At 63.9% G+C, this 20748-nt stretch carries 19 protein-coding genes; 8 read left to right on the top strand and 11 right to left on the bottom strand.

Annotated features, from left to right (window positions below; genetic code table 11):
* Nucleotides 1-89: 89 nt before the first annotated feature.
* Nucleotides 90-1385 (bottom strand): sugar ABC transporter substrate-binding protein, encoded by a 1296-nt coding sequence (locus GC088_RS13375; protein ID WP_323959482.1) that lies wholly within the window; start codon nt 1383-1385, stop codon nt 90-92.
* A gap of 278 nt (nt 1386-1663) precedes the next feature.
* Between GC088_RS13375 and GC088_RS13370 the strand changes: the two genes are divergently transcribed.
* The gene (locus GC088_RS13370; RefSeq protein ID WP_323959481.1) at nt 1664-3394 is read left to right on the top strand and encodes a glycoside hydrolase family 13 protein; all 1731 of its coding nucleotides are present in this window, start codon (nt 1664-1666) and stop codon (nt 3392-3394) included.
* 29 nt (nt 3395-3423) lie between these two features.
* Nucleotides 3424-4440, top strand: coding sequence for a LacI family DNA-binding transcriptional regulator (locus tag GC088_RS13365; protein WP_323959480.1), 1017 nt, complete (start codon nt 3424-3426; stop codon nt 4438-4440).
* Nucleotides 4441-4531: 91 nt separating this feature from the next.
* On the opposite strand, the gene GC088_RS13360 is transcribed toward GC088_RS13365, so the two are convergent.
* The 6 genes from GC088_RS13360 to GC088_RS13335 form a co-directional block, all read right to left on the bottom strand.
* Entirely contained in the window at nt 4532-5566 is a 1035-nt protein-coding gene (locus GC088_RS13360; protein WP_323959479.1) for a M14 family zinc carboxypeptidase, read from the bottom strand.
* Nucleotides 5567-5616: 50 nt separating this feature from the next.
* Complete coding sequence (locus tag GC088_RS13355) at nt 5617-6777, bottom strand: M14 family zinc carboxypeptidase (protein ID WP_323959478.1); 1161 nt, start codon at nt 6775-6777, stop codon at nt 5617-5619.
* Between the two features lie 187 nt (nt 6778-6964).
* Entirely contained in the window at nt 6965-8695 is a 1731-nt protein-coding gene (locus tag GC088_RS13350; RefSeq protein WP_323959477.1) for a M23 family metallopeptidase, read from the bottom strand.
* A gap of 226 nt (nt 8696-8921) precedes the next feature.
* The gene (locus tag GC088_RS13345) at nt 8922-9836 is read right to left on the bottom strand and encodes a diacylglycerol/lipid kinase family protein (RefSeq protein ID WP_323959476.1); all 915 of its coding nucleotides are present in this window, start codon (nt 9834-9836) and stop codon (nt 8922-8924) included.
* Nucleotides 9837-9908: 72 nt separating this feature from the next.
* The gene (ybaK, locus tag GC088_RS13340; RefSeq protein ID WP_323959475.1) at nt 9909-10400 is read right to left on the bottom strand and encodes a Cys-tRNA(Pro) deacylase; all 492 of its coding nucleotides are present in this window, start codon (nt 10398-10400) and stop codon (nt 9909-9911) included.
* Nucleotides 10400-11560, bottom strand: a complete 1161-nt coding sequence (locus GC088_RS13335) for a GGDEF domain-containing protein (RefSeq protein ID WP_323959474.1) — start codon at nt 11558-11560, stop codon at nt 10400-10402. The genes ybaK and GC088_RS13335 overlap by 1 nt, the downstream gene beginning before the upstream one ends.
* Nucleotides 11561-11674: 114 nt before the next feature.
* On the opposite strand from GC088_RS13335, the gene GC088_RS13330 reads away from it, so the two are divergent.
* On the top strand, nt 11675-12982 hold the full coding sequence (locus GC088_RS13330) for a cation:proton antiporter (protein WP_323959473.1): 1308 nt from the start codon (nt 11675-11677) through the stop codon (nt 12980-12982).
* A 38-nt stretch (nt 12983-13020) separates the two neighbouring features.
* Here the strand turns inward: GC088_RS13330 and GC088_RS13325 are convergent, their stop codons facing one another.
* Both GC088_RS13325 and GC088_RS13320 read right to left on the bottom strand, forming a co-directional pair.
* Nucleotides 13021-13296 carry an acylphosphatase gene (locus GC088_RS13325; RefSeq protein ID WP_323959472.1) on the bottom strand — a complete coding sequence of 92 codons (276 nt, stop codon included), beginning with the start codon at nt 13294-13296 and terminating at the stop codon, nt 13021-13023.
* On the bottom strand, nt 13293-14018 hold the full coding sequence (locus tag GC088_RS13320) for an SDR family oxidoreductase (protein ID WP_323959471.1): 726 nt from the start codon (nt 14016-14018) through the stop codon (nt 13293-13295). The genes GC088_RS13325 and GC088_RS13320 overlap by 4 nt, the downstream gene beginning before the upstream one ends.
* A 91-nt stretch (nt 14019-14109) precedes the next feature.
* Between GC088_RS13320 and GC088_RS13315 the strand changes: the two genes are divergently transcribed.
* Together GC088_RS13315 and GC088_RS13310 are read left to right on the top strand one after the other, a co-directional pair.
* Nucleotides 14110-15081, top strand: coding sequence for an aldo/keto reductase (locus tag GC088_RS13315; RefSeq protein WP_323959470.1), 972 nt, complete (start codon nt 14110-14112; stop codon nt 15079-15081).
* A gap of 5 nt (nt 15082-15086) precedes the next feature.
* Nucleotides 15087-16076, top strand: a complete 990-nt coding sequence (locus tag GC088_RS13310) for an SDR family oxidoreductase (protein WP_323959469.1) — start codon at nt 15087-15089, stop codon at nt 16074-16076.
* A 20-nt stretch (nt 16077-16096) separates the two neighbouring features.
* Here GC088_RS13310 and GC088_RS13305 read toward each other — a convergent pair whose 3' ends face one another.
* A complete protein-coding gene (locus GC088_RS13305) occupies nt 16097-17413 on the bottom strand; it encodes a DUF2254 domain-containing protein (protein WP_323959468.1) in 1317 nt (438 codons plus the stop codon).
* Nucleotides 17414-17527: 114 nt separating this feature from the next.
* Between GC088_RS13305 and GC088_RS13300 the strand changes: the two genes are divergently transcribed.
* Complete coding sequence (locus GC088_RS13300) at nt 17528-18721, top strand: TerC family protein (protein WP_323959467.1); 1194 nt, start codon at nt 17528-17530, stop codon at nt 18719-18721.
* A gap of 94 nt (nt 18722-18815) precedes the next feature.
* Here the strand turns inward: GC088_RS13300 and GC088_RS13295 are convergent, their stop codons facing one another.
* On the bottom strand, nt 18816-19097 hold the full coding sequence (locus tag GC088_RS13295; protein ID WP_323959466.1) for a hypothetical protein: 282 nt from the start codon (nt 19095-19097) through the stop codon (nt 18816-18818).
* 140 nt (nt 19098-19237) lie between these two features.
* On the opposite strand from GC088_RS13295, the gene GC088_RS13290 reads away from it, so the two are divergent.
* Both GC088_RS13290 and GC088_RS13285 read left to right on the top strand, forming a co-directional pair.
* Complete coding sequence (locus GC088_RS13290; protein WP_323959465.1) at nt 19238-20209, top strand: ATP-grasp domain-containing protein; 972 nt, start codon at nt 19238-19240, stop codon at nt 20207-20209.
* Nucleotides 20210-20261: 52 nt separating this feature from the next.
* Entirely contained in the window at nt 20262-20681 is a 420-nt protein-coding gene (locus GC088_RS13285) for a ChaB family protein (RefSeq protein ID WP_323959464.1), read from the top strand.
* Nucleotides 20682-20748: the final 67 nt, after the last annotated feature.

The raw sequence follows: 20748 nt of genomic DNA, 5'->3' as shown, positions 1-20748 counted from the left end.
AGAGGCTGTGCACCGGATAAATGGTGCAGAAAGGTAAGCCGTTGCGGGCCGGAATTGTCGTCGGCCCGCAACAGCTGCTCAGGGACTAACTACCCGGCAGAGATCTTCTGCTCGATGTTCTTCACCATGGCCGGCCAGGCTTCCTCCGGCTTAGCGCTGCCCTTGATGAGGGCGAGCTGGGTTGAACCCCAGTCAGCCCAAACTGCCTGCATCTCGGGGACAGACGGCATGGGGACGCCGTTGGCGCCGATCTCACCGAAGGCTTCGACGATCGGGTCCGACGCCGCCTTCTCGAAGGAAGCGGTGAGTGCCGGGGGACGGCCGCCCACCTCGAACATGGCGTCCTGTGCCTCTTCGGTGGTCAGGTAGTTGACTACGAACTCGTTGGCCGCAAGCGCGTTGGAGCTCTGGGCTGAGATGAAGTAGCCGTTCACGCCGATGAAGGGCTGTGCGGGCTGGTCGCCGACTGTCGGCAGCGGATCCACGGCGACGTTGATGCCGGCCTCCTGTGCCGCACCCACGTTCCACGGACCGGTCAGGAAGTACGGGGATTCTCCGGCGTTGAACTTCTCCTTGGCGATGTCGCCGGTGATGTTGGAGTTCAGGATGCCGGAGCCGGCATCACCCCACTCAACAAGCTTCTTGGCGAATTCGACGCCGTTCGGCTCACCGAGCAGGAGCTTGGACGCGTCGTAGCTGCCGTCCTCGTTCTGCGCGAAGACCGGAACGCCCATCGAGGTCTGGAACGGGTACATGTGGTACGGATCGGCCTGCTTGGGATCCAGTCCCACGAGGAACGGGAACTCCGCCTCGCCTGCTTCGACGGCTGCCTCACCGTTCTTGACCACCTCGTCGAACGTCCCGACGGGCTCGGGCACGAGGTCGGCATTGCGCAGCAGGGCAATGTTCTCAATGGCGTAGGGGACGCCGTACAGGTTGCCCTCGTAGGACATCGCCTGGATTGCAGACTCCTGGAACTCGGAGGCCTTGTCGCCGAGCTCGATCGGCGCCACAACGCCGTTCTCCACGAAGGTGCCGATCCAGTCGTGCGGCCCGACGATGAGGTCGGGACCGTTTCCGGTGGGCACCTGGGTGATGAAGTCATCCCGAACCGCCGCAAAGTCCTTCACCGCGAGATCGATCGCGATTCCCGTGTCTTCCTCGAACGATGCGGCGATGTTCTCGAGCGCAGGCGCGCGCTCGGCGTCAACCCACATGGTGAGGGTGGTCGAGCCGCCCTCGGCGAGATTGGTTGGCGCGGCCGATTCACCCGTAGCGGATTCGGTGGATCCACCGCCGCACGCGGTCATCGCCAGTACCGCGACGGACATCGCGGCTGTAGCCAGGGTCCGGCGGGTCAGGAGTCTGGGTGTTTGCACCTTCATTGGTGAACCTTTCTGTGGCGCCACGAAGCAGCCCAGCGCTGGGCAACGCACTGCGTGACGGGTAAGAGTTGAGACCTTTGCGGATAGTGCCTGATGCCCTTCGGAGAGCTCCGGAGGGTGAGGCACACCACATCGTAAGCGTTTGCGATCCGGATGTTCAAGGCAGGACTCGCGAATGTTGAAAAGTCCCACGTCAGCCCGCAAATCAAGAGAACAGCCGCCCAAATCATCGCTGTAAGCGCTTCCATTTCTGGGGAGCGCGTGGTTACATGTTCCGCATGCCTAACGCTTCATCCCTGGCTCCTGCTGTGTCCGTACTGCCCACAGCACTCACCTTCCAGGAACCCCTCCACACCAAGCACAACGACGACGACGCTTGGTGGCGCTCGTCGGTCATCTACCAGGTGTACCCGCGGTCCTTCCGCGACTCGAACGGCGACGGCACCGGCGACCTCGCCGGCATCACCGCCGAACTTCACCACCTCGCCGAACTCAGCATCGACGCCATCTGGCTGTCGCCCTTCTACACCTCACCGCAGCGCGACGGCGGCTACGATGTCGCCGACTACTGCGATGTCGACCCGATGTTCGGCACGTTGGAGGACTTCGACGCCCTCGTTTCCCGCGCAACCGCGCTTGGGATCAAGATCATCGTCGACCTCGTACCCAACCACTGCTCCAGCGAGCACCCGCTGTTCAAGGCCGCCCTGGCTGCCGGGCCGGGTTCCGCCGAGCGGGATCTGTTCATCTTCCGGGACGGAACAGGGCCCGACGGCGCCCTTCCGCCGAACAACTGGCAGTCCCACTTCGGCGGCTCCGCCTGGACCCGGACCCTGCACGACGACGGCACCCCCGGCCAGTGGTATCTGCACCTCTTTGACTCCTCCCAGCCCGACTTCAACTGGGACAACCCGGCGGTTCACGAAGAGTTCGAACGGATCCTCCGCTTTTGGCTTGATCGCAACGTCAGCGGGTTCCGCGTGGACGTCGCCCACGCCCTTGTTAAGGCCGAGGGGCTGCCCGACTGGCACGGGCGCCCCGACGGCTGCTCCACTGAGGACTACCCCGGTCACCTCGCCCCGATGTTCGGTCAGCAGCCTGTCCACGACATCTACCGCCGCTGGCGCAGCATCCTCAACGAGTACGACGGCGAGCGCATCCTCTGCGCGGAAGCTGTGGTTGATCCCCTCCCGCGCATGGCGGAGTGGGTGCGCGCCGACGAGATGCACCAGGCATTCAACTTCGCCTACCTGAACCACCCTTGGAGCGCCGAAGCTATCCGCACCATCGTCACGGACTCACTGCAGGCATTCGACGGCGTGGGTGCCCCCACCACCTGGGTGCTGAGCAACCACGACGTTCCGCGCCACGCTTCACGATTCGCGCTGGAGGCGGCGGCCCAGTCGGGTGACGGCGCAGAACCGGATCACGCACTGGGATTGGACCGTGCGCGAGCCGCTTCGCTGGCGATGTTCGCCCTTCCCGGCGGCATCTACCTCTACCAGGGCGAGGAACTGGGACTTCCGGATCACCACACTATTCCAGACGAACTGCGCCAGGACCCAACCTTCATCCGCACCGGCGGGGAGCGCGTTGGCCGTGATGGATGCCGTGTTCCCCTTCCATGGCAGTCGGACGAACTCCTCTATGGCTTCGGATCCGCAGAGTCGGGCTGGCTGCCCCAGCCCTCGGACTGGCACGGTCTCGCCCGCGATGCCCAGTCCGCAGACCCCTCCTCGACCCTCAACCTTTACCGCGAGGCGTTGGCCCTCCGGAAGGAACTGCGACTGGGTGCAGGGTCCCTGAGTTGGGCGGCAGACTACGAGGGCACCGATACGGTGGCGTTCCTCAACGGCGATGTCCTGGTGATCCTCAACATGGGAGAATTCGAGACCTATCTACCGTCGGGAACCGTCCTTGCAGCGAGTCATCCGGACGCCGGCGCCAATGGCGCCCTGGCTCCCAACCGCTGCGTCTGGTTGAGGGTCGCCCGTTCAAGTTCGATCTAAATTCCGTTTGCGCTGAGGAGGACACCGTGGTGGGCATCAAGGACGTTGCCGCACTCGCCGGCGTATCCACCGCCACGGTGTCCCGTGCGCTCAGCGGAAACGGCCAGGTCTCCGAGAAGGCCCGGCTGAAGGTACTGGAGGCAGCGAAACAGCTCGACTTCGTCCCGTCCTTCTCGGCATCTTCCCTGGCGTCAGGGCGGAACCGGAATGTCGGCGTCGTGGTCCCGTCTGTGAACCGCTGGTACTTCTCGCAAATCGTGGACAGCGTGGCGGCTTCCCTGCTCGACGCCGGCTATGACCTCACGCTCTATAACGTGAGCGATGGCGCCGCGCACCGTGATCGCGTGTTCTCCGAGTTCCTGCTGCGCCAGCGCTGCGACGGCGTCATTTCGGTGGCGCTGCAGCTGAGCACATCCGAACTGGACCAGCTGCACGCGGTACAAAAACCGATCGTCGGCATCGGCGGCCCCCTGCCCGGCGCCGACACGATCAGCGTCAACGAGTTCGCAGTTGCGCAGTTGGCAACCGAGCACCTCATCAGCCTGGGGCACACGCGGATCGCCTATATCGGCGGACAGGAAGACACAGCCGTGGACTTCAACATCTCAGAGGGGCGGCGCCGGGGATACGAAGTAGCCATGGAAGCTGCAGGGCTCGAGGTTCTACCCTCCTGGGTGGGCCACGCCGACTTCACCATTCCCGGCGGCTACGCCAGCGCCAAGCACCTGCTGGGTCACCCCCGGAACCGGCCAACCGCCGTCTTCTGCGCCTCGGACGAGATGGCGATCGGCACCATCGTCGCCGCCCGCGAACTCGGAATCCGGGTTCCGGATGCCCTGTCCGTGATCGGAATCGATGGACACGATTTGGGCGAAGTCTTCGGACTGACCACCGTTGCCCAGTTCCCGGCCTTGCAGGGCGCCCGCGCGGTGCAACGGATGCTGCAGCGGTTCACCGGCCCGGCCGAAGCTGACGAACGCACCAACCACACCGCTCACACCGAGATGATCATCCGCTCGAGCACATCCGCTCCACCGGAGAGCTGAAGCACCTCCACAACGCATCGAGCGGTCGGAAATAACCTCCCAAAGGGGGTTTGTGGTTATTTCCGACCGCTCGTTTACGGCTGAGGGAGCGTTACTCCGAACGGTTGGTCTGAGTCGCGAGGGTGTCCCAGAACGAGGTGTCGGCGGTCTTGATGGAACCGTCGGCGATCGCACGTACCGTGGCATCCAGCGTGGTCACGGTCTGCTTGATCAGGTACCCGTTGCTCTTCTGACCGAGAACCGCGCCCTCGTTGAAGTGGTCGGACATGCCGCGCATCTCGAACAGCAGCGTGGAGATGCCGTACTCGACGGCAATTCCGTTGCGGCTGATGGTCTCTGCCGAGCCGCCCGCGTACTTGCCGAGGTGGCCCCACCCGGTGGAGTCGACGGCGTCGAACACTACCGCGCCAAGCTGCTTGGAGCCTTCCAGAACTTCCGGCGCAACGTTCTGCGTGGTGGGGTGCAGGATCGAGCCGGACACCAGTTCGCCGTCGCGCTCGCTGCTGGTGCCCTGGTGGTGCAGGTCGATCATGTAGTCGATGTCGTACTTGGCCATCACGTTGTTGTGCAGCGCCTGCGTCTCCGGCTGGATCTTGTCCACGTGGTCGCGGTTCAGGTCCACGCCCACTGCGTTGTACCGGGTGAGGTGGCGGTCCCCGCTGGCGATGTAGTCATCAAGCGAGAAGTCCACGTCGCCCATCGCGCCGTCAGGGTTGAGCATCGGCACCACGAGCACGTTCACGCCGTCGAGCACTCCGCCGGTCTTGCCGGTGCCCAGGTGCTTGATGAATTCAAGCGCACCCTCGGTGGTGAGCTGCTCATTACCGTGCTGCTGGGTGAGGAAGAGGATGGTCGGGTTATCCGGGTTGGTGATGTACTTTGCGAGGTACAGATCCCGGCCCTTCACGGACTGACCGATAACCTCAAGTTCCATCGCATCCTGCTTGGCATCCTGCGTTTTCAGGTAGTCAACCATCTCATCGTAGGTGCGGAGGATGGAGGTGTTGATGGTTTCATTGCCGTTGTAGCCGGGCCCTTCACCAACACCGAAGCTCGGTGTGGCGACGGCTACGGATGAGATGGTGAGTGCGCCGGCGAGTGCGGCAGCTGCGAGTGATTTCCTCATGGTGAAGTGGGTGCCTTCCTGTAACTGAACGGTGATTGAACGGGTGTGTTCTAGAACGACGCCGGGATGGTGCCGGCGTAGTCCGTGCTGTAACCGGTAACCGGCGCGTGCGGGATCGCATCCCAGGTTTCGGGATCCACTTGCTGGACTTCGCCGGTTGCGAGACCGGAGAGGAGGCTCTTCATGGCCAGAACGTTCTGCTGGATACTCTTTCCGCGGGCCTTCTGGCCGAGTGATCCATCGCTGGTGTTGCCCGACGTCTCGAAGAACACCACCGGATTCGAGTGTCCGGTCGGGTTCATTCCCTGATAGTTGAGGCCGAGCATCATGGCCGAGACAACCCCGCCCTTGATATCGATCTCGAGGCTGTTGCCCACCTGGTAGCGGTCCATCGTGATGTAGCCGTACTGCGACAGTTCCTGGAAGACGTAGCCGTGCATCTGCCGGGTCAGTACGTCGTAGGCGCCGTCCTTGATGGTGGGAAGGGTGGGGCCTCCCGGCGCAAGGGAGATGCCGAGGGACAGCGTGACGTCGTCGCCGGTCCCGTACTGCTGCTTCAGGCCCTGGTGGTGGATGTCGATGCCGTATTCCGGCTGCACCATGGTCCAGTACTCGTAGAACGCGAGTGATTCATCGGCGGCAAAGCGATCCGCCGTCCAGTCCCGGTTCAGGTCGATGCGCTGCTGCTGTCCGGCTGAGTTCAGCAGCGGCTCTCCGGTTGCATCGTCGTACAGGACGGTCTGGCGGATGTTCATCTCGCTGCCGTCAGGGTTGTACATCGGGATGAAGTGGATGGTGAAGGCGTCCCGGATCGCTTGGTACTCAGCAGATCCATTAGTGCCCAGGTCCTTCAGGAGCGTCAGAATGGATTCCGTTCCGTAGGGCTCATTGCCGTGAATCCGGCCCTGAATCCAGATCTCTTCGGGCCCGCTTCCGACGGTGGCTACATAGAGGTCCCGTCCCTGCTCGCTCTTGTTGACGGTGGTGCCGGCCTCCTCAAGCGTGAAGACGTCCACGGGATAACGACTGGTGCGTTCGAGCTTGGTCAGCTCGGTGATGGTGTCGTCATAGGTCAGGATGCTCGCCGTGCTGGTGTTTCCCTCCGTGGAAGGAAAGTTTGCGACGGCGGCAGGACCGGTGAGGAGCGGGGCTGCCAGTACGGCGGCACTCAGCAGTGCGAACCGTGCATGGCGGGGTAGGGCTTTTCCCATGGTCGTGAACCTCCGGGGGTCTCAAGGAGTGGTGTCACGACGTTACTTGCGTTAAGCAACTTACTGGTGAGTATGCCCTGAAACTGGGCCAATATCGCGCTGCCATCTTGACGAGCGGGTGCCGGTGGTTTAAATGCCGGTGGGCGAGGCATCTGCCTCGCCCACCGGAACGGTATTGCGGTGCTTGCTATGGTGCCTGGACCGTGGCGCTTTCCGGCTCTCGGGCGGCGTCGGCGCCGGCAGCAGCCGCATCGGCTGTGCCTTCTACCACGGCGCAGGTACCCGTGACGGGATCTATGGTGGTGGGATCGACAGGAGCGCCGGTCACCGGATCGACAGGAGTTCCGGTCACCGGGTCGATGACCGCATCACAGACACCAGGGTCGGCGGTGGCTGCCTCGGTGGGTGTAATGGTGGCCGTCGGCACCGGGTCACTCGGAGTGGGATCGCTTGGGGCCGGGTCACTCGGTGCTGGATCGCTTGGCGCCGGGTCGCTTGGTGCCGGTGGCTCCGGCGTCGGATCGGCCGGGGGCGCAGGCGTCGGATCCGCCGGGGGCGCAGGCGTCGGATCGGCCGGGGGCGCAGGCGTCGGATCGGCCGGGGGCGCAGGCGTCGGATCGGCCGGCGGCACAGGCGTCGGATCAACCGGGGGTGTTGAGGTGGCCGGTGGTGTCGAGGTGGCAGGTGGTGTGGGGTCCGCCGGTGGTGTTGAGGTGGCCGGTGGTGTCGAGCTGACTGGCGGCGTGGGGTCGGGCGACGTGGACGTGCCCGGCGTGGGCTTGGTGGTGGTTCCCGGCGTGGCCGTGGAAGTTCCGGGCTTTGACGGTGAGGCCTGCGGAGCTGGGCTAGTGCTCGGTGAGGACGAAAGACGCGGCTTGCCGGACGACGGCTTACCCGAGGCCGACGCCGTGGAGGACCCCGTCGACGGACGCTTTCCAATTGCGGACGTTTCGGCATCCACCCGCGATGGCGATTTGACCGCTATGGGGTGAATGTCACTGCCGCCGGAGGCAAGGTAGGCAACCCAGGCGGTCTCGCCGTCGGGCTCGTTGCCCGTACCCGGAGTGAAGTTGACGAGCGACGGCATGCCAACAGGACCGCTGCCGTTCAGGGAGATGAGCTTCCACTGGCTTGGGTTGGTGTGCTCGCCGTTCAGGATGGTTTCGAAGTGCAGGTGGCAGCCCGTGGACCAGCCTGTGGTGCCAACGGTGGCGATGACCTGCCCGGCACCAACGCGGTCGCCGGTCTTCACAGCAACGCCTTCAAGATGGTTATAGGTGGTGACCAGGCCGTTGCCGTGATCCACCTCGACGCGGTTCCCGCCACCCCAGGGATGCCAGCCGGCGGCCCGGACGGTGCCGGCGTCGGCGGAGAAAACTCGCGTGCCGCAAGGGGCGGCAAAGTCCTGGCCGGAGTGGAACTCGCCGTGCTCGCCGGTAATCGGGCTGGTGCGCAGGCCGAAGGGCGAACTCGGCGTCAGGAACTGCAGCGGTGCAATCAACATGCCCTTGCCCGGGCGCTCCATGGTGCCGGCAGGTTCGGCAGGGGAGCGGTCAGGGCCGGAGGAGACGCTGCCGCGCCCGCTGCCGCCGGAACCGGAACCTTCCACACCGGGAATGACGCCGCCGGGCACCAGGGAGTCGCTCTTGCCGTAGGGTGCGAGGATCTCTGCCGGTTGCAGCAGCTGCTCACCAACGAAACCGGTGGGTGCGGAGTGGGAGTCGGAATTAGCGGCGCCCGCTGACCCCTGGGCGAGGACGGTTCCGTTAGAGCTGACGGTGGAGGAGAGCGGCGTGCTGCCGGGGTACCCGAATGAGTAGATAACTGCCAGTGCAAGGCAGACGCCCATTCCGGAACGGACCGCCGTGCGGCGGGATCGTAAAACGTGGCGGCCGGTGGTTGGCCTGACTTCGGTCACGGATGGCTCCCCATGTTTTCCCCTGGTAAAGGTCCAATACAACGAAACCCTCACTGAGGAATTCGAAACATTCGGCCTTTGCTAGGTGCCCGGCGAGGGCTCTATTGCTGTGGCCGACATTCAGACTATCGGCCCAAATGTCTTGTAGATAGGGTGCTCCGTGTCTCTTGTGGAAACCTTGAGTGAATCCATCGCGGGCGCAGTCAACTGCGCAAGAATGGCGTCCTTACTGCGGTGCTATGACGTTCCAGGCGTCACAGACAACAGCCCAACGCCGCTCGGTAAACGGACCCAGCAGTTCGCCGTCGTTGTCCACGCCGAAGCCGTCTCCGTTCACAGCGGTGATTTCCACGGTCTGTCCGCGGCCGATCCGCACATCGCTGCGACGTGCGTGGTCCCCATCCTTCAGGCCGAGTGCGTAACCCACCCTGGCCGCCCGACCCACTGATTCCCACAGAACGACGTCGACGGCGCCGTCGTGCGGGTTTGCGTTCGGTATGAGCCGGGCGCCTCCCCCGACTGTGCCGCCCAGGCCCAGCGCTGCCATCAACAGCGGGCTCGAACCGTCATGAAGCAGTTCACCGTCCACCCGTACGCTCAAGTTCCAGCCAGGGGAACTTATGCCGGCTGCGAGGGCACCGAGCGGGTAACCAAGCTTTCCGAGCCGGAATCGGGAGAGGGCCTTCTTGACGGAAGCGCCCTTCGCAGCCGCTGCCGCGCCAATCCCGACGTGCACCGCATTCACCGTGATGCGGTCTCCGCTGATCAGTAGCTCCATGCGTCTCGACCGACCGGACAGCACGCATGCGGCAGCCTGCAGCGCATCGAGCGGAATCTCCAGCGACCGGGCAAGGTCATTTCCCGTGCCCACCGGGACGATTCCGATGGGACCGGCATCCAGCAGCATCCCCTTCGAATACAGGCACTGCACCGCAGCGTGAATAGATCCGTCTCCGCCCAACAGGATCAACTGCCTGTCCTTCAGCTCGGCGAGGGTTCGGTCGAGTTCGGCCAGGTCCTGCGTTTCCGCGAGCTCAAAGGAGGTGCCGCGGCGCCGCGCGGCGGAGGAGAGGAAAGCGGCCACTGCATCGACGGTGCGCCGGTTGGCTGTTCCGGCTGATGCGTTGACGATTGCCAGCATGCCCTGACTGTGCACGGGTGCTCTTGCCTGTTGAAGGGATTGGGACAACTCGCAACACAATAGTACGAGCGGTCAAGCAGCGGCGAGGGCCGCCGTCGTACCGTCCGTGGCACGCAGCAGGTCCAGCGGGGACAGCTCGATCTCCAATCCGCGTCTGCCTCCGGAGACGAGGATCGTCTCGAAGGTCAGCGCCGATTCGTCCAGGACCAGCGGACTGCGCTGCTTCTGGCCCAGCGGAGAAATCCCGCCGACCACGTAGCCTGTCCGCCGCTCGGCGGCCGCACGGTCGGCCATGGATGCCCGCTTGCTCCCGCAGGCCGCGCCCATGGCCTTCAGGTTCAGTGTCCGGTTGACGGGTACGACGGCGACCGCCAGCTTCTGCCCCACATCCACCATCAGCGTCTTGAACACCCGGGCGGGGTCCACCGCCAGCTTCTCGGCGGCCTCAGTTCCATAATGCTCGGCCGCCGGGTCGTGGACGTAGGAGAGGATTCGGTGTTCGATGCCGAGCTTGCCCAGCAGCACTGTCGCCGGCGTTCCGGCTGATGCTTCCCGGCGCGCCACTAGCTCGGCCGTCCCGTCGGACCCTGTACGGCACGGTCCCGCCCGAGCGATTTCGCCTCATAGAGTGCTGCGTCGGCGGTGGCGATAATGGCGTCGAGGTCAACCGATCCAGGCTCGATGGATGCGATCCCATAACTGACCGTCGGCGGCCTGATGTTACCGGGGAGGGCCGTGCGGGCCAGTTGGGCGCTCATCTGGCCCACGATCGTCTCGGCGCGGTCAGGGTCGGCGCCCGAAAGCAGGATGATGAACTCCTCCCCGCCGTGCCTGCCCACCAGGTCGGTGGACCGCACGGTCCGCTCGCAGGCGGCGGCAAAAGCCTGGAGCACCAGGTCTCCGGCGGCGTGTCCATGAGTGTCGTTCACCGCCTTGAAATGGTCGAGATCGGCCAGCACCAACGCACCGTGCGTGCCGCGGTCCTTCATCCGCTGCAGTTCGTTCACCGCCAGATTGTGAAAGCCGGAGCGGTTCAGGAGCCCGGTCAGGTCATCCCGGGCAGCACGCTGTTCCAGCTCGTGAGTCACCTGCTCATTGCTCAAAGCCGCCATGCTGAAGGACACAACCACCAGCAGCACAAGGGTGATGAGCGTAGTGATTGCCGAGTCGAAGTAGAGGGCGAAGTTTGGTCCGTCGGGTCCCTCGGCTAGGAACACCACCCACCGGCAGAAGTAGAACACCGCGAGCAGTGCCGATGCGGACGCCAGCGGCCTTTGCACGCGGCTGTAGGAGCGCCTCAGTCTCCAGAGCTCAGCGGAAGTCAGGGCGAAAAACAGGGTCATGAAGCCGAGGAAGAACGGCCCGCCCGACCAGTCATTTGCGGCGGGGTTGTCCAGTGCGCTCACCACCAGCGTCAACACCGGCGCGGCCGCCATCTGCCATGGACGCGGGCCTGCCGTGCGCAGCGTCCGGGCGCCGGCCCAGACACTTGCCGACCCCAGGACCAGCAGCACGTTCCCCAACGGGTTTGCCCAGAGCTGGTGGACGGTTCCGTCGAGAAGGTAAGCGGCCGACCCGGTCAGGAAAAGGGCCAGGGCAACACACCACCAGGCGCTGTATACGGACCTCGTGTGCCGGAAAGTGACGAAATAGAACAGGGCCAGCAGGGTGAGAGCGATAATTCCGAACGCGACTCGCAGCGAGGTTGTATCAAGGAATTCCATGGGGTCCCCAGCCGTGTCGTGATTGGCACAAGTATTTCATTCCGCTCGACCGAACCGCCACGTGGTCTCCGGGAGTATCTTTAGGCAAGACTTCCACACCGAGAGGGGCCCCTTGTGCTCAAACTCTTCGAGGGACCCAGCATCATCTACACGGTTCTTGGCCTCGTTGTCTTTGCCGCAGCCCTGCTGCCCAGGCTGCTCCGACGGGCGCCCATATCCATGCCGATGGTGTTCCTCGCCGCGGGTGTGCTTGCCTTCGCGCTGATCGACTACCTGCCCACGCCTGATCCCGTGAAGTACGAAACCGCAACCACGCACCTGACCGAGGTCTGCGTGATCATCTCCCTCATGGGCGCCGGATTGGCACTCGACCGGCCCATCGGCTGGAGAACCTGGTCGACGACGTGGCGGCTGCTCGCCATCGTCATGCCGCTGTGCATCCTGGTGTTCGCAGTGCTCGGCTACCTGTTCCTGGGCCTCGGCATCGCCAGCGCGATCCTCATCGGGGCAGCACTGGCGCCGACGGACCCTGTCCTCGCCTCGGAGGTTCAGGTGGGCGAGCCGGCCGACGGCGAGGAGGGTTTCGACCGGGAGGACGAGGTTCGGTTCGGGCTCACGAGCGAAGCCGGCCTGAATGACGGCCTGGCCTTCCCGTTCGTCTACCTGGCCATCACGATCAGCCTGGCGGGTGCCGGAGCCTCGTCGCTTTCGTGGCTGCCCCAGTGGTTTGCGGTGGATGTACTGTGGCGTATCGGCTTCGGCGTGCTGCTGGGATACGGCACCGGCAAGCTCCTGGGACGCCTCTTCTTCTCCTCGCGCCGGGAGTCCTTCCGCCTGTCGAATCACTCCGAGGGATTCGTGGCGCTCGCTGCGACCTTCCTCGCGTACGGGGTTACCGAAACCTTTGAGGGATACGGCTTCATAGCCGTGTTTGTCTGTGCCATCACCATCCGGGCCGCTGAACGCGACCACGGCTTCCATCGCGTCCTCCACAGCTATGTTGAACAGCTTGAGCGGCTGCTGTCGGTTGTGATCCTGGTGCTTCTGGGCGGAGCCATCGCGCGCGGCCTGCTGGAGACTATCGGCTGGACCGACGTCGTCCTCGCCCTGGTCCTCCTGATCATCGTGAGGCCGCTTGCGGGCTTCATCGGGCTGCTTGGCGGGCCGCCCGGCGTGCGCGAGAAGGTGGCGCTTGCCTTCTTCGGCGTTCGCGGAATCGGCTCCCTGTACTACCTGGGTTACGGCCTCAGCAACGGCCAGTTCGATGCGGAAGCCAACGAGGTCTGGGCGTTCGTCGGCCTGGTGGTCGCACTGTCGGTAGTGCTCCACGGCGTGACCGCCACGCCCGTCATGCTCACTTTGGACCGGCTTCGCAGCAGGAAGGCGGGCAAGGACGACCGCGATTCGAACGTCCACGTCTAGGAACTCACGGACTGCCGTCCTCGTCCAGCGACGTGCCGCTAGTCGGTGACGAACCCGACCAGGCCCGCGCCGTCGTCGTGCATTTCCGCCTCCACGTTCTCAACCCACCCCGGAGTGTCTCCCGACTGCAGCCATTTCAACAGCTGATCGACCGAGGACTGCGGTCCGGCGGCGACCACCAGAACCGATCCGTCGGAGCGATTGGTGGCCGAGCCGACCAGGCCCAGTTGCTCCGCCTGCTGCCGCGTGCGGTACCGGAAGCCCACTCCCTGGACCTCGCCGGTGACGACGGCGGTCAGCCGCACCCCGGTCATGCCATCCCCGCAGTGCGAATCCCGGAAGGGCGGATGTTCAGCGACTCGACTGCCGCTTCCCTGGAAGCGTCGACGGCGAGACGCACCGTCTTTGCCACCTGCTCCGGCTGGATCCACGCGCCGGGGTTGTAGTCCTTGCCCTCGTACTCGTGGAGTTCGCGCTGCATGTCGGTGGCCACCCGGCCCGGGTGGATGGAGCAGACACGTACACCGTGAGGACGTTCCTCCTCGCGGAGTGCATCGGTCAGGGCGCGTAGCGCGAACTTGGTGCCGCTATACACTGCGGAGCTCGATCCCGAGGTGAACCCCGAACCCGAATTGATGGCAATAACCTGTCCGCCCGCTCGGCGGAGCGCGGGCAGCAGCAGCCGGGTCAACCTCGCAACGGCGAAGACGTTGATCTCGAAGCTCTCGCGCCAGGCGTCGTCGTCGAGGTCCGCCACGGCACCCATCCGCAGCACGCCCGCCGAGTGCACCAGCACGTCCAGGCTTTCGATGCCGGCGACGTCAGCTTCGGCCACCTGGCGTACATCGACCGCGAACGGCTCGGCCGACGGGTACGACGACGCCAGGGCCTCAAGCTCGGAGCGGTCACGCCCGCCGAGCAGCAGGTGGTGGGTAGTGGCGAGTTCGTCGGCGATGGCACGGCCGATACCGCGGGAGGCGCCGGTGATGAGGGCCGTGGGCAGCGGCGTCCGTGGGAGCGGGCTTGAGGAAGTCATGGGTTGAATCCTAGTTCCCCCTAGCGCTGCCGCTTCCGGCGTGGCAGGGTGGAAAACGTTTCCCGAAACTTCGCGAGGAGAAATTGCGCTGATGCAGTACACCCATCTGGGCCGTTCCGGTCTGTCCGTTTCCCGGCTCTGCCTGGGCACCATGAACTTCGGCACCAAGACCGAGGAAGCCGACTCGCACTCGATTATGGACGCGGCCCACGCTGCCGGCATCAACTTCTTCGATACCGCCAACGTTTACGGCTGGGGTGCCAACAAGGGCCGCACCGAGGCCATCATCGGCCGCTGGTTCGCCAAGGGCGGTGGACGCCGGGAGAAGACGGTCCTGGCCACCAAGCTGTACGGCGACATGTCCGAGTGGCCTAACGACGGACGGCTCTCCGCACTGAATATCCGCCGCGCACTCGATGCAAGCCTGCGGCGGTTGCAGACCGACTACATCGACCTGTACCAGTTCCACCACGTTGACCGGAACACTCCCTGGGACGAAATTTGGCAGGCCATCGAGGTGGCCGTCCAGCAGGGCAAGATCCTGTACTCGGGCAGCAGCAACTTCGCGGGCTGGCACATCGCCCAGGCGCAGGCCGCTGCCGCCCGCCGGAACTACACGGGACTGATCAGCGAGCAGTCCATCTACAACCTGCTCACCCGGACCGTGGAGCTTGAGGTGCTGCCCGCCGCGCAGGAGTACGGGCTGGGCATCATTCCATGGTCACCGCTGCACGGCGGACTGCTGGGCGGGGTGCTGAAGAAGGAGAATGAAGGCGTCCGGCGTCTGGAGGGCCGCGCCGCCGACACACTCGAGAAGCACCGCGACCAGATCCAGCGCTACGAGGACCTCGCAGACCAGTTGGGTCACTCGCCGGCCGACCTCGGCCTGGCCTGGCTGCTGGCGCAGCCCGCCGTCACCGCGCCGATCATTGGACCGCGCACCCAGGACCAGCTCGACGCCGGCCTGGCCACCCTTGAAATAAAGCTCGACGACGACGCCCTGGCAGCGCTGGACGACATCTTCCCCGGGCACAAGACAGCCCCCGAAGACTACGCCTGGTAGGCACCATGAACATCCTCTGCATCGGCGGAACCGGCGTCATCAGTACCGCGGTGGTGGACCGGACGCTTGCCCAGGGTCACTCCGTGACCATCCTGAACAGGGGGAGCAGCAGCGAGCGGCCGCCTGCCTCCCGAGCGGAGGTGGTGACGGCGGATATCCGCCGGCCCAGCGAGGTGAGGGCGGCCCTTGGGGACCGAACCTTCGACGTCGTCGTGGATTTCGTAGCCTTCACCTCCGAGCATGTGGCGACCGACATCGAGCTCTTCAGCGGGCGCACCGGGCAGTATGTGTTCATCAGCTCGGCTTCGGCGTACCAGAAGCCGCCGGCGTCGCTCCCCATCCGGGAATCGACGCCGCTCCGCAACCCGTACTGGGAGTATTCGCGCGAGAAGATCGCGGCTGAGGACGTGCTGGTGACCGAGTACCGGGAGCGTGGCTTCCCCGTCACGATCGTCCGCCCGTCGCACACCTACGACCACACCAAGATCGCCCTCACCGGCGGCTGGACCGACATCGCGAGGATGCGGGCCGGGCGTCCTGTGCTGGTCCACGGCGACGGTACTTCGCTGTGGACTCTTACCCACAGCACCGATTTCGCGAAGGCTTTCGTTGGGCTGCTCGGTCTTCCGCAGGCGATCGGTGACAGCTTCACGATCACTTCCGATGAGTTCCTGCCCTGGAACCGGATCTACCAGATCTTCGCGGAGGCGGCCGGCGTTCCGGAGCCGGAACTGGTGCACGTCGCGTCGGAGACAATTGCGGCAGCAATTCCGGACATCGGGCCGCAGCTGCTGGGCGACAAGTCCCATTCGGTCATTTTCGACAACTCGAAGGTGAAGGCGTTGGTGCCCGACTTTTTCTGCACTACCCCTTTTGTTCACGGCGCCCGGGAGATTCTTGCCTGGTACGACGCCGATCCGCGCCGGCAGGAGGTAGATCCCGAACTCGACGCGCAGTTCGACAAAGTGATCGCCGCCGCACGGTCGCATGGCTGAAGCTCAGCCGGGGCCTGTCCTTAGTGCGACGTCGGAAAGCGTGAGAGCAGCTGCTCCAGATGGCGTCTTTCCTCCGCCGTGTAGGTCGCTGTGGCAAGGGCCTGGGTAAGCTGTGCAACCTGGGCTGAAAGGGCGGGCTCGTGTTTTCCGTGGCGGTCGTGCCAGGACACCTCAAGGACGAGCTCGATCATGCGGGCCATCACGGCTGGGTCCTCGCTCCCGTACAGGAGAGGCTGGCGCAGTGCCAGGTCGAGCAGGTCCTCGAGGGTGGGGAGCTGGAGTATGACCCTTCTCTCGCCCCGCTGGTCCGTCAGAACCCGCGGCCCCGGGTTCCGGCCAACGAGGTGGCAGAGCAGGCTCGAAAGATGACTCAATGCATGTATGGCCGTTGTGGGGTCGTTGATTCCCGGTGAGAGGGCGCGGGAGGCAACATCGACCAATTGGCGGAAGCCGAACGCAACGTCCTGGGCGCTGGTGCGTTCATCTTCGATGAAGATGGATGCGTTGATTTTCCCGCTCAGTTCTGTCAGCACCTCCGCGTCCGGCGAGCCTGCTGCCTGTGTCCAGACGGTCGCTATCGGAACTCCGCGAATAAGGGAAGAACCCAGCGGCCTGTCGAGCCGCACCACAGCGTCGGCGGAGTGAGCTGCCCTCACCAAAGCCCGCTCATCCAATCCGGTGAGGAAACCCGACCTCTCGGCTTCGACGTGCTTGATGGAATCCCTGGGTTCAGGAATTGAGTGCAGTTCATCCTTGGATTCGGGGAAGACAGCGTTGATCGTGTCATTCGTTTCGGCATGCACGCGGGAGAGCATCGTTTCCACGCGGAGTTCACGGGCAAGATGGGCGAGGAACAGCACGAGCGCCATGACGCTGGAGATGGCAAGACCGAATGCAAGGGTGACGGAGATTTCAGGAACAAACTCCCCGCGATCGTTCTCGGCCGTGCGTATGGTGCGCAGAACGGTCAAGGCGTAGGCGAAGGAAGCAAGGAACAGCGCCAACGTCCCATGGACAAACCGATCTGCCGTAAAGGTTCGCAGAAGTCGTGGCGAGAACTGGCTGCTGGCCAGTTGCAGGGTCACTACTGTCAGGGAGAAGGTCAGGGACGTGACCGTGATGAGCGACCCCGCGATCACTTCGAGGATGGACCGGGCTGCTTCAGGTCCGCCGCCGAACAGCCAGGCTGATACGGACGGGGGCAGAGACCCGGACAGCGCAGTGTCCATCATCGGCAGGTAGACGCCAAGACCGACGGCTACGGTTACGGCCAGGGCAGGCACCGGCCACAGCTGAGTCTGGAGAGCTTCCTTCAGACGTCTGCTTCGTCGGTTCACAGGATCATCCTCCACTGAGGGGCGGAAAGGATTCTACTGAGTGTTGATCTGCTTGCAGGTGCGCTGAACCGCCAACTACGGTGAATGGGAAGCACACTTACTAGGAGACGCCGCATGGAAGTGCCCTTTATTGTCTGGATTTTGACTGTCGCAGGAATCGTGGGGCTGCTTCTGTTCGATTTCTTTTTCCACGTTCGCAAGGCGCACACGCCTTCACTCAAGGAAGCCAGTGTCTGGTCCGCGATCTACGTGGGGATCGCGCTGCTCTTCGGGGTAGGAGTGCTGGTGTTTGCGGGCCCGGATTTCGGTGCCGAGTACTTCGCCGGGTACATCACCGAGAAGGCGCTCTCCGTGGACAACCTGTTTGTCTTCCTGATCATCATGACAACGTTCAAGGTTCCCCGGGCGGACCAGCAGAAGGTGCTGTTGTTCGGCATCGTCTTCTCGTTGATTGCACGCACCGGCTTTATCTTCCTGGGTGCTGCCCTCATCAACTCCTTCGCCTGGGTCTTCTATATCTTCGGGCTGATCCTCCTCATTACCGCCGGCAACATCCTCAAGCCCAAGAATGTCGAGGAGGAAGAAACCTTCTTTGTGCGCGCGGCAAGGAAATTCCTGCCCGCCACAGAGCATTACGACGGCGACAAGCTCTTCACCATCGAGGACGGCAAGAAAGTCCTTACCCCGATGCTGCTGGTCATGGTGGCCATCGGCGGCACTGACATCCTCTTCGCGCTGGATTCCATTCCCGCCATCTTCGGCCTGACACAGAGCGTCTTCATCGTCTTTACGGCCACGGCCTTCTCCCTGATGGGCCTGCGTCAGCTTTACTTCCTCATCGACGGACTGCTGGACCGGCTCATCTACCTCTCCTACGGGCTGGCTGCAATCCTGGGCTTCATCGGCATCAAGCTGATTCTGCACGCGCTGCACGAGAACAATGTCCCGTTCATCAACAACGGCGAGCACGTTGAAGTTGTCGAGATCTCCACTGGCCTGTCCCTGAGCGTGATACTCGGCGTCCTGATCGTCACGGTGGTGGCGTCCCTCCTGAGCCCCAAGGGGAAGGCAAAGAACCTCATCTCCGGTGCCCGCCGCCACGCGATCTACTACTTGGACCTCAACTACGAGACCGATATCAACGAGCGGGAGAGGATCTTCAACCGGATGTGCGCCGAAGAGGAGATGCTGCGAAAGCAGCCGGAGAAGTACAAGAGGTTCATCCGCAACGAAACCGAGTTCATGGCCTTGCTGAAGCGTGCCCATGAGGAGCACGAGGCAGCCTTGGAGCGGGAACCTTCACGCTAGCCGGCATTCCGGAGAGCACGGAACGACGGCGGGTCCCCGCATTGCGGGCCCGCCGTCGTCGTAGCGTCCAGTCTTTGTGGTGGGGAATGGGCCGCTAGGCGGCGAGGCCGGTGGCCGGATCAGGGGCCGAGTCAGTAGGAACGGAAACTGGAACAACCGCACGGATCTGCCAAATGGCGTACTCGTCGGCGTGGAGGATGGCCCGTTGGCCATCAGACTCGTCACGGATCCAGACAACGCCCAGGCCGGGAGCAGTGTCCTCGACCTTTCCGCGGTAGTGGATCTCGTTGCGCAGGTGTGCTTCGATCTCATCGCCCCGGCGCAGGACGCCGAGGTCTCGGATGCGGGTAATTTCAGTGGGAGTAAGCAGAGGCATTGCGGCTCCTTGAAGAGAAGGGAACCGGCTTTCCCGCCGGTAGTTAAAGCATTCCGCCGGTGTATTGCGGGCGAGTTTCGGTGCTGTTATTTCTTCCGGGGAAACTGGAATAGTGCTCGACACCCATTAGTTACACGGAAATGGCCAAGATTTACGCGCTGCACGAAAATCCCGAATGGTTTCCGCCCTTCGCCCGCGCCTTCGAGCAGGAAGGCCTCGAGTTCGAGGAGATGCTGCTGACGGACGGTGCCCTTGAGCTGGACTCGGTTCCACCCGAAGGGATCTTCTGGTCCCGGATCAGCGCTTCTGCCCACACCCGGAACCACAACCTGTCAAAGGATTATGCCCGCGCGGTGCTGTCCTGGCTGGAGGCGCACGGGCGCCGGACCGTCAACGGGCGGCGGATCCTCGAGCTCGAGATGAGCAAGGTGGACCAGCTCACCGCCCTCAAGGCCGCAGGGATCGATACGCCCCGGACTGTTGCCGCGATCGGGCGCCACCGTATCCTCGAGGCGGCTCGGAGGTTCGAGGCCCCCTTCATCACCAAGCACAACCAGGGCGGCAAGGGGCTCGGCGTCAGAGGATTCGAGAGCCACGAGGAGCTGGCGGCCTATGTGGCCTCGGACGAGTTCGAGGAACCGCAGGACGGAATTACCCTCGTGCAGGAGTACATCCAGGCGGCCGAACCGGTTATCACCAGGGTGGAGCTGGTAGGCGGCGAATTGATCTACGCGATCCAGGCCGACACTGCGCGCGGCGGGTTCCAGCTCTGCCCGGCTGACGCCTGTGCCATCGATGCGGAAACCGGCAAGCCGATCATGCCACCGGGTGCAACGATTGAACCTGTTGCGGACCAGCAGCTGTTCAGCCTTCGCCGCGACTTCGACCATCCGATCATCGGCAAGTACATCGAATTCGCGCGGCGGAACAACATCGAGGTCTGCGGAATCGAGTTCATGGAAACAGCCGACGGGCGACTCCTCACCTATGACGTGAATACCAACACCAACTACAACGCCCTTGTTGATGCAGAAGCACCGCGTTCCGCGCCCCGGGCGCTCGCACGGTACCTGGCGCGAATTGCCAGCCCCGCGGCGTCGTTCGCGGTGTAGCCTCGGAAGGAAGTCAGCCCTGAACGGGTACGGAACCAGCACGGAGGCACAGATGCCCAAGGTGACGAAATCAGGCAAGGTCAAGACTGAGGAGCTGCCCAGCACCCTGCAGCGGTCGGACAAGAAGGCGCAGGAAACCTTCGCCAAGACCCTGGACTCAGCGGAGGAGACCTACGGCGAGGGTGAGCGGGCGCATCGGACCGCATACAGCGCTCTGAAGCACACCCACGAGAAGGTCGGCGACCACTGGGAGAAGAAGGACAAGAACGGCCCGTCCGACAAGCAGGCCGAGGGCGGCGCACGCACCGGAAGGGAAACCGCCGGGGGAGTGGACGCGAACGCCTCCAAAGAGCACCTGTACGAGGTGGCGAAGCGCCTCGACATTCCCAAGCGCTCCACGATGAACAAGGAAGAACTCGTGGAGGCAATCCAGAAAGCCAACGATCGGGAAACCCGCAAGGCTCGGGACTAGCTATTACGCAACACAAGCATTTCGTAATGTTTGGAGGGTAGGTTAGCCTTACTTTCGTATCGTTCCG

It is taken from the genome of Arthrobacter sp. JZ12, from assembly GCF_035189165.1.
GTDB lineage: Bacteria > Actinomycetota > Actinomycetes > Actinomycetales > Micrococcaceae > Arthrobacter_D.
The sequence above is the reverse complement of the archived record's forward strand: the minus strand, read 5'-3'. Positions and strand labels throughout refer to the sequence as shown.